Consider the following 13375-nt stretch of genomic DNA (forward strand, 5'->3'; position numbering starts at 1 on the left):
AATGGAGGTGTATCCAAAGTGTTAAATCGAATTTCTTTAAGACAAATGGAATACTTTGTTGCAACAGCTGAATGTGGCAGCATCATTATTGCTTCGGAGAAGATACATGTATCCTCTCCGTCTATTTCTGCCGCAATCGCACATATTGAATCAGAATTACAAACCCAATTATTTATTCGCCAACATGCCAAAGGCTTAATCCTCAACACTGTTGGTAAAAGTGTGATGTTGGAATGTAAGAAGATCTTAAACCAAGCTTCAAGTTTATATTCCCTTGCGGCAGAATTTTCTGGTTCCATACGTGGGCCGTTAAAAGTAGGCTGCTTCCCTGCTTTTACCCCGATGATCTATGCCGATATCATCAATGGATTTTCCAACTTATATAAGCAAGTTTCTTTAGACCTTTACGAAGATGATCAACAAGCACTTCTAAATGCGCTTATACGTAATGATATTGATCTAGCTTTAACTTACGATCTCAATATTGATGAAAATATTATTCATTTTGAAGCTTTAACGAAATTGCCACCTCATGTATTGGTCAGTGAGGAGCACCCTTTAGCAATATTGCCTGTTGTAAGCTTAGAAGAACTTTCAAAGTACCCGATGATTCTTTTAGACATGCCCTTTAGCAATGAATATTTCTTATCATTATTTAGAGCTCAAAATCTTACGCCCAATGTTGTGCGTTCTTCAAAAAATATCGATGTCGTTCGTTCAATGGTTGCCAATAATATTGGCTACACGATTTTGAATGTTCGCCCGAAAAACACCTATAGCCTTGATGGTAAACGTCTGGTCCGTATTCGTATTGCGCATGAACATCGCCCGATGTATATCGGCATTGCGACACCGAAAAATGTACCCAAAAATATTGTTGTAGAAGCGTTCATTAGTCGTTGTAAAAGCTTTATCTCCGATCATTTTATTTCGGGTATGAGTTCGCCGCATTTCTACGATCCCTATATAAAAGCCCAAACACAAAAGGATTCCTCAGATGTCTAATCTGTCGAGTATTCAACTACTTAAAAAACTTGTTGCATTTGATACGACGTCCTACAAAAGTAATCTAGAACTAATCATGTTCATCAAAAACTTACTTGAACCTGCGGGAATCAGTATCACTTTAAATTTTAATCCAGAGCAGACCAAAGCCAACTTATTGGCAAGTATTGGTCCTAAAGACCAAGCTGGAATATTGCTCTCTGGACATACCGATGTAGTTCCAGTTGAAGGACAAGCGTGGAGTACCGAACCTTTCCAAGCCCTAATTAAAGACGATAAAATTTTTGGTCGTGGTACTGCTGATATGAAAGGTTTTATCGCCTGCGCGATACATGCCATGTTAAAAGCAGCACAAATGCCTGAATTGGCTAAGCCTCTACACCTTTGCCTTTCCTATGATGAAGAAATTGGCTGTATTGGTGTACGCGGAATCCTTGGCCTACTCTCTGAATTAATTATTCAACCAGAGCTTTGTGTGATTGGTGAACCCACCACTATGAATATTGCCACAGGCCATAAAGGCAAAGCAGTATTTAAAGCAATTTGTCGTGGACAAGAGGGTCACTCCGCTTTAGCCCCGTTATATGTCAATGCGATTTATTGTGCTCAAAATGTTGTTGAGGCCATTACCACAACACAAAAACAGATTGCGGAAGGTCCGATTGTCGATATGGGCTACGATGTTCCTTATACCACTGTACATGTCGGGAAAATACAGGGTGGTAAAGCTTTAAATATCGTTCCCAATGAATGTGTTCTAGATTATGAGATTCGTAATGTTGCAGAACAGAATACGGAGTCAGTTCAAGCGAAAATTTTTGAATATATCGAGCAAAGCCCTTATGCAAAATTTGTCAGTTTTCAAGAAATCAACCAATACCCTGGACTGAATACTTCAACCACTATTCAAGCAGTCAAATTTTTACAAAACCTCCTTGATCCAGCAACCGAACTACAGAAGATTTCATTTGGTACAGAAGGAGGATTATTTCATCAACAATTAAATTCTGCGGTATTGGTTTGTGGTCCTGGTTCTATTCAAGTTGCGCACAAACCTGATGAATATATTGAAATCTCGCAGATGCAACAATGTGATGCATTTTTTGAACGTTTGCTCAATCATATTAAGCGTTAAGACGTGACTGTGGATTTAAAAAGTTAGTTAAAAAAAATAAGTAACGCTTTTAATTTGTTTTTTCTAAACCCAAGGCTTGTATAAAACAAATTCACAAAATTGGCGAAAAATAATACGGTTAAACCTACTATATCGCTAAAATTTTAAGGAAGATGAATGAAACTAAAACAGGATTGGCTAGAACAACGCGCGCAGATAACACTGCCAAGTTGTGCCTTTATCGCCGGACAATTTATAAATACCACGCAGACCTATAAAGTATCAAATCCAGCCACCGCTGAGTTTTTAGTCGATATGTCAGCATGTGATGCCAATGACGTTGATCAAGCTGTTCAACATGCGAGAAGAACCTTTAACAATGGTGTCTGGTCTCGGTTAGCACCGCGTGAACGTAAGCAAATACTCAAAAAACTTGCTGAACTTATTCGTGAAAATGCTGAAGAGCTTGCCTTACTCGAAACCCTCAATGTAGGTAAACCGATTCAGGATTCACTGCATGTTGATATTCCAGGTGCAGCATCTTGTTTTGAATGGTATGCAGAAAGTATTGATAAAATTTATGATGAAATTGCCCCCACAAGTGTAGATCAACTGGCCTTAGTCAGTCGTGAACCTGTAGGTGTTGTCGCAGCTGTGGTCCCGTGGAACTTTCCGCTTGATTTGGCAAGTTGGAAACTTGCACCTGCCTTAGCAACTGGAAATTGTGTTGTATTAAAACCTGCAGAGCAATCGCCCTTTACTGCATTAAAACTCGTTGAGCTCGCAAAACAAGCTGGAATTCCAGATGGTGTATTGCAAGTGGTTACTGGCTTAGGACATATCACCGGTCAAGCACTTGGACGCCATCCAGATGTTGATTGTTTAGTCTTTACTGGATCTACCGAAACTGCAAAAAAGTTTTTGGCTTATTCTGCTGAATCGAATATGAAACCCGTTTGGCCAGAAACAGGTGGGAAAAGTGGCAATATAATTTTTGCTGATGCTGATTTAGATAAAGCTGTCGATAAAGCGATTTTTGGTGCTTTTTATAATCAAGGTGAAGTGTGTTCGGCAAATTCACGGATTTTATTAGAAAAAAGCATTTCACAACAATTTATAGATAAATTTATAGCCAAAGCCAAAACACTTAAGATTGGAGATCCTCTAGATCCCAATACCACGATGGGCTGTTTAATTGATCATCAACATGCGGATAATGTCAGAGCTGCTATTGATCAAGCCAAGGCTCAAGGTGCGCAGTCTCATATTATTCCGTTAAATTTAGATGCTGCTTTAGATCCAGCAACCTATGTAGCACCAACCATTCTAATCGGTGTCAATCCTGATTTTAAAATCTTCCATGACGAAGTTTTTGGTCCTGTGGTTTCAATCACAACTTTTGAAACCCAAGATGAAGCGATTGAACTTGCTAATGACTCAATTTATGGATTAGCTGCCTCAATTTGGACCAAAGATATTCAGAAAGCAATTCTTCTTTCTAAACAGCTTTTAGTCGGCACAGTCTCTATTAATACAGTAGATGCTTTAGATGTGAGTACACCATTTGGAGGATATAAACAGTCTGGTTATGGGCGTGATTTATCTTTACATGCAATTGATAAATTTACACAGTTAAAAACCACATGGATTCAACTGTAATTGTACAAAATGGTTTAGATTGGCTGAGTTAAAATTGTAAACCCGAAAGAGCACTCAATCAGTCAAAAAGAAAGATTGAAAGTGCTCCTGATGATATAAGGAAAATTTACACAATATAGCGTTTGCTTAACCCCCATTCTGCCAATATTCGACGGTAAGTTGTAGATGAACGATCTGCTTCAAAATGTGCTTCCATTGTAATATCTAATGGAAGCTCTTCTGGTTTTTGACTCTCTACCATGTCCTGATCCTCTGCAAAAATTTGTGCATTAAAATCGTAAACTGCCTGCAAATCGCCTGTGGTATCAAAATTACGGGTGAGTGGTACAAATAATCGAGTTTTGTTATGTGATACAGGACAACAGGCATTTAAAATTTTCAATATACCCTCGCGTGGAAATTCAACCTTTAACACCGCTGAAAATGGTGGGTAAACATCAAAAATTCGTTTCCATAAAAAGCCCTCTGGTGCCAGATGCTGTAAGCCATGCGGGTAGTTGCTCACATTACTGACATATTCAGTATGTAAACCATAGTCTGTACGCTCAGTGGTGTATTTGGGTACGACAGGATTTTCAGCATCTGCAAAAGACTGCTGATGTACCCAAGCAAAATGTGCGACATCAATAAAGCCTTCCAATTGCCGCCCGCTTGAACCCGCAATGTCAACAAATGGCGGCAGTACGGGCTGATGCTCAGGATCATCCCAAGTGTCCAGTATTGGAAAGTTTGCATGGCTTGCATCACGACTAAATAAACTTGTCCAAACCAAACCATATTTTAAAACTACAGGAAATTTGGTGAGACTAAAGCGCTCTGAGATATTTGTCAGGTCTGGCTGCGCTGGAATTTTTGTACATTGACCTGCTGTGTTGTAATGCAATCCATGGTAGGGACAAACAATCTCTTCACCTTGCACCCAACCTTTGCTGAGTGGTACACCACGGTGCGGGCAAATATCACGCACCAACTGAATCGCACCACTTGCCGTTTGATAAAGCGCCATTTTCACATCGAGGAGTTGTACTTGTTGTGGGTCTGTTGTGACATCTTGCACACGTGCGACAGGATACCAATGCTGAGCAAGTATTTCCCAGTCTTTAGGTTCAAAACCACTACATTGTGGCTGACTAAACAAGTTCAGAACTGGAATTGCATTCATACAAAACTCACAGAATATATTTAATTTCATGATCTTATGCTGTGATTTCAGCATAACGGTCAGCTAAAATCATGGCTGAGTTTTACATTACGAATTTTGTCTAATTCTGTCTATTAGAATGTTTTACTTATCTCATTCTAAAAAATAGAACACCTATCTGAAAATTATTTTTAGAAAAAACTCATCATTGGCATAAAAATCGCTTAGTGATCTGTAATTTTAGCGAGTTTCAAATTTCCTTGATTTTCATTGCTTAGGAATAAGTCCGTGAAATATAAATAATGGACAGCCATATGCCTGTGAATACAACTTTTTCACGATTTTCAGATTATTTTATTGCCGTTGCCAAGACAGGCAGCTTAAGAAAAGCAGCAGATCAACTTTATATTTCAGTATCAGCGGTACATCGTCAAATCGCACTTGCTGAGGAAGAGTTTGGCATTGATCTTTTTGAACGTTTACCCAGTGGTTTAAAACTGACACTTGCTGGAGAGTTACTCTATGCGGATTTGATTAAGTGGCAAAAAGAATTTCAATTAACCCGTAATCGTTTTGATGAAATTCAAGGGCTTTCTCGGGGAACAATTGATTGCGGATTGATTTCTGCACTCAGTGATGGCTTTGTTTTAGATTCAATTCAATATATGTATGACAACTACCCTTGGATCAATTTTAATTTTCATATCCAAGACAGTGAAACTGTGTCAAATATGATTATGGACGCTGAAATTGACTTTGGAATTTTATTAAACCCTAAAGGCCATCATCAATTAGAGGTTTTATCTTTTGTCGAAATCCCAATCGGTTTTGTTTTACCTAAAGATCATCCTTTAACAAAAAATGAGAAAGTTTATTTGTCAGATAGTGTCAACGATAAACACTTGATTCCTGGTGCACCGTTAATTATTCATGATTATGTGCAGACCTTGTATAAGCACCATAAATTTAGCCCACAGCAGCACTTAAATTGTAATGACATTCGAATGATTATGTCATTAATTCAAAAGAATTTAGGTATTGGCTTATTGTCATTTATTGATGCATATCCATATTTAGAACGTGACGAGCTTGTTTTTAAGCCGATTCGAGAAAAGGGTTTATATCCATTAACACTGGCTTTATGTGTTGCACCAAAACGACAACTTTCACGCGTGTCTCAAATTATGATTAAGCATCTTATTGAACAAATCGAAGCATTTAAGCTCAAGCTGACCCCTTATCAATAATCAGCTTTAGCTATGTTGTAATACATGAACAACAGCCCTTAAGCAGCAAAGCAATCACGTGTAGCTGAGTGATGACTAGCAATAACTCCCTAAACATATATGAATCAAAAGCGTTAGATTTCCAATGCTGAATTTAGATTCAGTAATTTAAATTCAGCATCGACCTAGCAAAATTTAATCTAATGGATTACCAATAATATTACTGATAATGCCACGCATAATATGTGGGCCTTGTTCTTGACGTAAGTCTTGATACCACGCTTCGGTCACAGCTTCATCTTTCATATGGGTCACATCACAGCGTTTGCGGGCACGTAATACTAACTCATTGGCGCGCTCATTACGTTTATTTTGATAACGTTTTAACGCATCCTCTAAGCCTAATGTATTGATTTGCAAAGCGCGTGCTAAGTAAATTGCATCTTCCATGGCTTGGCAACCGCCCTGACCAATATCAGGTGTGGTACTGTGAGCCGCATCCCCCATAATCACCACCCGCCCTTTATAAAACTGGGTAAAAGGTTCAATATCATGAATTTCTACTCGATTGATTTTTTGCTCATCAATCGCTTCAATTAAGTTTTGAACGGGCTGGCACCAGTCCTTAAAATATTGTTTAAAGAGTGTTTTATATTGGGCCTTACTGTTTTCTAAACCTACAGGTAATGGCACATCAAAGAAGAAGTAAAAACGTCGGTCTGCCACTGGCATAAGCGAAACACGTTTTCCCTCTCCAACAAAGGTTGTCCATTGATCGGCTTGGGCAAACTTATCTGAAATTTCGACTAAGCCATTCCAATTGACATAACCTGCATAACGACGTTCAACCTGTTCACCCAGTACATATTGGCGGGTCAGCGAATGTGTTCCATCAGCACCAATTAACAATGCTGTGGTGACTTCACTGCCATCTGCAAACTGAACTTTTATGTGTTGATCTACTTGTTCTAGTGCAACCATTTTTTTCCCAAGATGAATATCGTCACGGCCAAATTCATCCATCAACATGTTTTGTAAATCTGCGCGGGAAACTGGATAAGGCCGTTGCCCGACCTCTTCAATCAAAGGCATTAAACTAAACTGGGTCATGTGCTCACCAGTTAAGCCATCGATATAGGCTAAATGATCCATTTGACCACCAAGTTTGGCAACTTGATCCGTTAAGCCTAAATAATTTAAACACTTAACACCATTTGACCATAAAGAAATAGCAGCACCTACAGCTAGAATTTGTTCAGTTTGTTCATAGATGGTGACCGAATGTCCGAATTTTTTTAGTGCAATACCTGCGGTTAATCCCCCCATACCTGCACCGATAATAGTAATCTCCATCTATTTCTCCTCTGTCTGTTTCTTTAACACTTATGACTAAAATGCTAAAAACGTGCCATTTATTTAAAAATCACAACATTCCTTAAGCAAAGTTGGCATAGGCTATGCATGATGAGGACGGTAAGATATTGTTTTTATGAGTGCTTATTGAACTTTAAACACTGATATCAATCAATAAAATGATATAAATCGTAATATGAATGGTAAATAAATATGGCAACTTTACTTGCACCAAGTTTTGAGCTTCCTGCACATTTGCAACAATACAGCAATTTGGCAGATCCCCGAATTGGTACAAAAGTACTTGAATGTTCAGATGATTTTTTTGCAGAAGCACAACGAATGTTGCAATTTAATCCACCCATTTTTGTAGAAGATAAATTTGATGATCACGGCAAATGGATGGATGGATGGGAAACCCGCCGTAAACGCCATGCAGGCTATGACTGGGCAATTGTTAAATTAGGTGTTGCTGGAAAAATTACTGCATTTGATATTGATACCACTTTTTTTACTGGGAATTATCCTGCTTCCGCTTCAATTGAAGCCTGTTATGCACCAAATGGGGACTTAAGCAATGCACTATGGCAGCCCATTCTAGATAATTCCGTTCTTGGCCCCAGCCAACATCATATTTTTGACATTAAAAACTCAGCAGTCTTTACCCATGTACGCTTAAATATTTTTCCTGATGGTGGTATTGCACGTTTTCGCGTCTATGGTGAAGTGCAAATACAGATCCAAGATCGCCAACGTACATTAGATTTACTGGCACTAGAAAATGGTGGACGGGTGATTGCCTATAGTGATGCACACTTTGGTCATCCTCGTAATTTGATCAATCCGAATCGTGGGATCAATATGGGTGATGGTTGGGAAACCAAACGCCGCCGTGCACCTGGATTTGACTGGTGTATTTTGGCCCTAGGTCAAAGTGGTGTAATTGAAAAAATTGAAATTGATACCGCACATTTCAAAGGCAATTTCCCCGCTCAAGTATCGATTCAGGCGATTTATATTGAAAATGCGACTGATCCACAATTGATTCCGCAAAGTATGTTTTGGCCATTTCTACTCAATGCTCAGGATATGCAAATGGATCATATTCATGATTATGTAGCAGACATTTTAAACCATGAAAAAATTTCACATATTCGTGTCAATATGATTCCAGACGGTGGCATTAGCCGTATCCGATTATGGGGTAAAATTGCAGAGTGATTTTATGAAATATATCCAAATTCAGCCATTAACTGCTGAAGCTTTTGCAGCATTTGGTGAGGTCATTGCCTGTGCTGGCAATGACTATTTCCATATCAATGGCGCGCATACGGAACGCTATCATGCTTTATCTTTGGCTCAAGCGGCTAATGCTGAAGTCGGGTTGAGTATTTTTCGTAATATTCAAAAAACCCAAGTGCCTTGCGAAATTCAAATGCTTGAACGTCATCCAATCGGTTCACAGGCGTTTATCCCGATGCAAGGTCAATCCTTCTTGGTTGTTGTTGCAGCGGCTTTAGATCAGGATCAACCTGATCTTGATCATATTTATGCCTTTGTAAGCAATGGCCAACAGGCTGTAAACTATCGTGCAGGCACTTGGCATCATCCGTTATTGACGCTTGAAGCACCCAGTGACTTTACTGTAATCGATCGGATTGGTGAGGGTCACAATTGTGATGTTTTTCAATTTAATGAAAATATTGTCCTGACCTTATAATCACCATTTCATAACAGCAAATAAAAAATGCATGGATCAAAACATTCACACTAAAAGTGCTGAGAAGTACTGAGATAAGATTTTACCCTATGTTGTTAAAAAACCAGTGCAGCATTATTCAGTGTTGCGCTGGTTTGGAAAAATGATCTTAAGCTTATCTCAATCCTATTCATGCATTTAAAAACATGATCAGATAAAGATCATTTAAAAATGATATTTAATTAAGGCACTGACATTATTTTCATCTTTGCCTGAAATCCCATATTTATTATTCCAAACGGAATATTCAACGCCTAAATACAATTTCGTATCCGGTGAAATATGTTTACCCGCATTCCATTTCCACTGGGTGGTCCAGTTTAACTCACTGGCATGATCATCTTCAGCGGTTGACCAATCCAGAAAACCATCAACAAGAAAATCTTCTGATGCAATTTTAAAAGGCACACCAAAAACAAAAGTCAGCTGATAATCATCATCTATATTCTTATAGTTGTCTGCTTTATAAAAGTTTAATTGTGCATACTGGAAATATGGAATTGCTAAATCTACCCCGATCCCATACAGATAATTGTTAAACCCTTCACCGCCTTCCCATGTTGTGGCAATGAGAACGTCTTTGATTGGTCCTGCTTCCAACTTATGCCCTGAAATCGCGCCTAAGCTCAATCGTGGTGAAACTTCAAAATAGGTCTCATTGCCTGAAACATCATTATTGGTACGATCCGCAAATGCAAAGAAGTCCCCATATTTTAATTTGGCTGCATATTCAAAAGTAATGGTCGATTGGTCATCTTCCCGAGCAATTAATTCATAATTTTTTCCATATAATCCAGTAATGCTAAAGTCTTGCCAAATAGGCGCAGCATGAGTGCTAAAAGCGGTGCAAACCAAAGTTGAAAGCGCAGCAAATTGTGTTAATTTCATTGTATAAATTCCCCATCAGAAATAGCGGTAAACACCTGCGTGAATAAGCAAAAACAAAGCCAATTTTTTACATTTGGTCAAAATTTCATAAAAAAAGCCCAAATCAATGGGCTTTAAAATCATGAAAAAACTAGTTCTATAAAAGCTAGCTTCCACGATACGTGGAATAAGCAAAAGGGCTGATTAATAGAGGAATATGATAATGTTGTGCAATATCAAGGACTGAAAAATGAATCACAACTTTTGGGAAAAACGTTGCTAAGGCTAAACGGTCAAAATATTCAGCAGTATAAAAAACCAAACTATAATCCCCTGTTTTAATTCCACTTAAATTAAAATCTGCAACCCGTCCATCTTCATTGGTCCTTGATTCTGCAACAATATTGTCTTGGCTATCCAATAATTTTATCAGAACATTTACGGCAGGCTTGCCAAGATGCGTGTCTAAGATATGGGTACTGATCATGTTATTTCCTTTCTAAACATTATTTTAATTAAATCAATCATTTAAGCTTTAATTTTCACTCAGTTCATGATTGAGTCTTAACATTGTAATTTCACCAAGTTGTTGTTTAACAATACGCTGTTCTGTTTCAGGATCATTTAATAAACGATATTTCAGTGCTTGTAGAATTTCAGTCTGATCTAAGCCCATAGCACGAATTAAAAAAATATGACCAAATTTCTTTTCATAAGCAATATTGCCTTGCAATAAAGCATGTTGTGTTTCAGTGCTCTGTTTTATTGCTGATTGCTCTTGATGAGAAAATGCTTGCTCTTTTTCACTCAGCACTGCCTGAGCCTTTTTTTCACCGATCCGTGGGTGTGTCGCTAATGCATTTGCAATTTCTAACCATGTCCAAGTTGAGGCTTGTGCTTTTGCAAAATCCATTAACGCTTGAGTGTTGACAAATGGACGTTGTGACAAAATTTCATCTGACCAACGTTGAATGTGCACACAATGCTTGAGCAAGGTTGTAAGCTCTTCTGATGATGCTTGATTAAATTCTTCTATTTTCACAAATAATACCTATGCTTGAGTTCACTAAAATTTTCAAACACTTTTATATAAACTTTGCTGCGCGCTTTACTGCATTCAATTAAAAATAAAGTGCTTACCTTAAAAGCCACATCCTCATAGCGACAATTATGCGGCTGGATGGTGTTTAAACCAATGTTCAGCGATATCACCGCGACGACAGATCCAGACTTTTTCATGTGCCTGTATATAATCTAAAAAACGCTGTAATGCTTTAAAACGACCGGGACGTCCCAGGATACGACAATGCATTCCAATCGATAGCATTTTCGGCTCAGTTTCACCTTCTGCATAAAGCACATCAAAGGCATCTTTTAAATATTGGTAAAATTGCTCGCCACTGTTAAAACCAGCAGGCGCGCAGAACTTCATATCATTACTTTCTAAAGTATATGGAATGATCAGGTGCGGGCGGCTTTGGCCTTGTAAATCGGTTAAGTTTGTCCAAAATGGCAAATCATCACCATAGTAATCACAGTCATATTTGATCTGTGGAAATTCAGCCAATAATTTACGAGTATTTGGGCTATCTCGCCCTGTATACCAACCCATTGGTGTAGTGCCAAATAAGGTTTCTAGAATGCTAATTGCTTGATCAATATGCTGACGTTCCGTTTCAATATCTATATTTTGGTAATTTAGCCAACGCTGTCCATGTGAAACCACATCGTAATGGGCTTGTTGAATGGCTTCCACAATATATGGATTACGTGCCAGCGCCATGCCCACTCCAAATATGGTCATGGGTAAGTTACGCTTTTTAAACTCATGATGAATACGCCAGAATCCTGCACGAGCGCCATATTCATACATCGAATCCATCGACATATGCTTGTCAGGAAAACTTGCTGCTCCCACGATATCAGATAAAAACTGCTCAGAACCGGCATCACCATGTTCGATATGGTTTTCAGCACCTTCTTCATAGTTAAGAACAAACTGTACCGCTATTTGGGCTTGATTGGGCCATGCTACTTTGGGTACTTCACCGTGATAGCCAATGAGATCTCGTGAATAGGGAGTATTTTGGATTTGGTCTATTAAGTCTTGCCCACGTAAATAAGTTTTATTCACTCAAACCGCCTTTAAACTTTTCAATCACCATTTTTTAGTGTGAATGATCAAGCAGTTTTTATGCCAATCTCACTCATGCTTTAGTCAACGGGTTGGAAAGTTAACTGCACCTGATGACTTTTTCCCTTGAAAATATAGTGGTGTTTTCCAATTTGAAAACTTTGATTAGGTTGAAGAGCACTTTCCTGCTGAGTACGTACAATCATCGTATTATTTTCATCCGATTCTTTTAACAAGAATTGATAAATTTTATCCGTCATCTCTGCATCTAATAATTTATGCTGGATTCTATTTTGTAGATATTGATCTAAACGTTTTGTATAAAGTTCTATAAGTTTTTTATCACCAGAACTAAAAATGCGATCAAAATTATTTAAAGAAGTCACCTCTTTATTTACTGAGCTTAATCCTGTGGTTTTAATTGCACTCACTTCAAATTGATCAGTTCGTTCAAAAACCAGATTCAGACTTTCGAGATTGTCTGAAAAATTTGCATCTTGTTGTGAATATTGTTCATAAATATCACGAAAAAGTTTTTGATATTCATAGGATATAGACGCGTAATCATACAGATTAAAGTATTGCACCTTACTTACATCAGCTAAGTATTCAGCACATTTTTTCCCACATTGTTGTTTTTGTTGTTGACTGATTGCATTGGTCACTAAGTACTGTGTATAAAATTGATGCGCATCATCTAGATATTGAATCTTATGCGTCCATTTATATTTCACCAAACTTGCATCACCTGCTGCAAGGTAAGTTTCATATCTCAGAATTTTTCTCTCTTTTGGTAAATCTTTCTCCCATAAGTCACGATATTGATTTAAAATTTTAACGCCCGATATGGTGAAATCAGAAGCCGCTAAAGCACAATTTTTATCTTCTAAATAACCCAAAAAATCTGAAACAAAAATAACATCCATCGAATACACATCTATTTTTTCAGAATTTGAACGATTTAAAAATTTATACAACATGTTAAGAGGCATATAGCTTTCAAGCCCCTTACATTGTGTTTCAAGAGGTTGCGCAAATTGAGTTAAATCTGACTTTAAAGCCACAATATCTGCATATGTAGATACAGGTATAAACATAAAAACCGTCAATAGAGCAA

13 protein-coding genes are annotated in these 13375 nt (G+C 38.0%); 6 read left to right on the forward strand and 7 right to left on the reverse strand.

Annotated features, from left to right (window positions below; translation table 11 throughout):
* The first annotated feature begins 18 nt into the window (after nt 1-18).
* From ASC84_RS02220 to ASC84_RS02230, 3 genes are all read left to right on the forward strand, one after another.
* Nucleotides 19-1005 (forward strand): LysR family transcriptional regulator, encoded by a 987-nt coding sequence (locus tag ASC84_RS02220; protein WP_056511255.1) that lies wholly within the window; start codon nt 19-21, stop codon nt 1003-1005.
* On the forward strand, nt 998-2140 hold the full coding sequence (argE, locus tag ASC84_RS02225) for an acetylornithine deacetylase (protein ID WP_056511258.1): 1143 nt from the start codon (nt 998-1000) through the stop codon (nt 2138-2140). Before ASC84_RS02220 ends, argE begins: the two co-directional genes overlap by 8 nt.
* 156 nt (nt 2141-2296) lie before the next feature.
* Nucleotides 2297-3778, forward strand: coding sequence for an aldehyde dehydrogenase (locus ASC84_RS02230; RefSeq protein ID WP_056511260.1), 1482 nt, complete (start codon nt 2297-2299; stop codon nt 3776-3778).
* Nucleotides 3779-3884: 106 nt separating this feature from the next.
* On the opposite strand, the gene ASC84_RS02235 is transcribed toward ASC84_RS02230, so the two are convergent.
* Nucleotides 3885-4940, reverse strand: coding sequence for an aromatic ring-hydroxylating dioxygenase subunit alpha (locus ASC84_RS02235; RefSeq protein ID WP_056511265.1), 1056 nt, complete (start codon nt 4938-4940; stop codon nt 3885-3887).
* A 293-nt stretch (nt 4941-5233) separates the two neighbouring features.
* On the opposite strand from ASC84_RS02235, the gene ASC84_RS02240 reads away from it, so the two are divergent.
* Entirely contained in the window at nt 5234-6166 is a 933-nt protein-coding gene (locus ASC84_RS02240) for a LysR family transcriptional regulator (protein WP_056511267.1), read from the forward strand.
* 174 nt (nt 6167-6340) lie between these two features.
* Here ASC84_RS02240 and hpxO read toward each other — a convergent pair whose 3' ends face one another.
* Nucleotides 6341-7498: an FAD-dependent urate hydroxylase HpxO gene (hpxO, locus tag ASC84_RS02245; RefSeq protein ID WP_056511272.1), complete on the reverse strand. Its 1158-nt coding sequence runs from the start codon at nt 7496-7498 to the stop codon at nt 6341-6343.
* 213 nt (nt 7499-7711) lie between these two features.
* Between hpxO and alc the strand changes: the two genes are divergently transcribed.
* Nucleotides 7712-8719: an allantoicase gene (alc, locus tag ASC84_RS02250; RefSeq protein ID WP_056511275.1), complete on the forward strand. Its 1008-nt coding sequence runs from the start codon at nt 7712-7714 to the stop codon at nt 8717-8719.
* Nucleotides 8720-8723: 4 nt separating this feature from the next.
* On the forward strand, nt 8724-9218 hold the full coding sequence (locus tag ASC84_RS02255) for an ureidoglycolate lyase (RefSeq protein WP_056511277.1): 495 nt from the start codon (nt 8724-8726) through the stop codon (nt 9216-9218).
* Between the two features lie 204 nt (nt 9219-9422).
* Here the strand turns inward: ASC84_RS02255 and ASC84_RS02260 are convergent, their stop codons facing one another.
* The 5 genes from ASC84_RS02260 to ASC84_RS02280 form a co-directional block, all read right to left on the reverse strand.
* Entirely contained in the window at nt 9423-10145 is a 723-nt protein-coding gene (locus ASC84_RS02260; RefSeq protein WP_056511279.1) for an outer membrane protein OmpK, read from the reverse strand.
* A 145-nt stretch (nt 10146-10290) separates the two neighbouring features.
* Nucleotides 10291-10611 carry a hydroxyisourate hydrolase gene (uraH, locus tag ASC84_RS02265; RefSeq protein WP_056511282.1) on the reverse strand — a complete coding sequence of 107 codons (321 nt, stop codon included), beginning with the start codon at nt 10609-10611 and terminating at the stop codon, nt 10291-10293.
* A 48-nt stretch (nt 10612-10659) separates the two neighbouring features.
* On the reverse strand, nt 10660-11166 hold the full coding sequence (gene uraD / locus ASC84_RS02270; RefSeq protein WP_056511285.1) for a 2-oxo-4-hydroxy-4-carboxy-5-ureidoimidazoline decarboxylase: 507 nt from the start codon (nt 11164-11166) through the stop codon (nt 10660-10662).
* Nucleotides 11167-11292: 126 nt separating this feature from the next.
* Nucleotides 11293-12258 (reverse strand): allantoinase PuuE, encoded by a 966-nt coding sequence (gene puuE, locus ASC84_RS02275; RefSeq protein WP_056511287.1) that lies wholly within the window; start codon nt 12256-12258, stop codon nt 11293-11295.
* An 80-nt stretch (nt 12259-12338) separates the two neighbouring features.
* The gene (locus tag ASC84_RS02280) at nt 12339-13355 is read right to left on the reverse strand and encodes a hypothetical protein (RefSeq protein ID WP_227515077.1); all 1017 of its coding nucleotides are present in this window, start codon (nt 13353-13355) and stop codon (nt 12339-12341) included.
* Nucleotides 13356-13375: the final 20 nt, after the last annotated feature.

Origin of the sequence: Acinetobacter sp. Root1280, assembly GCF_001425285.1 — a bacterium.
Classification (GTDB): Bacteria; Pseudomonadota; Gammaproteobacteria; order Pseudomonadales; family Moraxellaceae; genus Acinetobacter; species Acinetobacter guillouiae.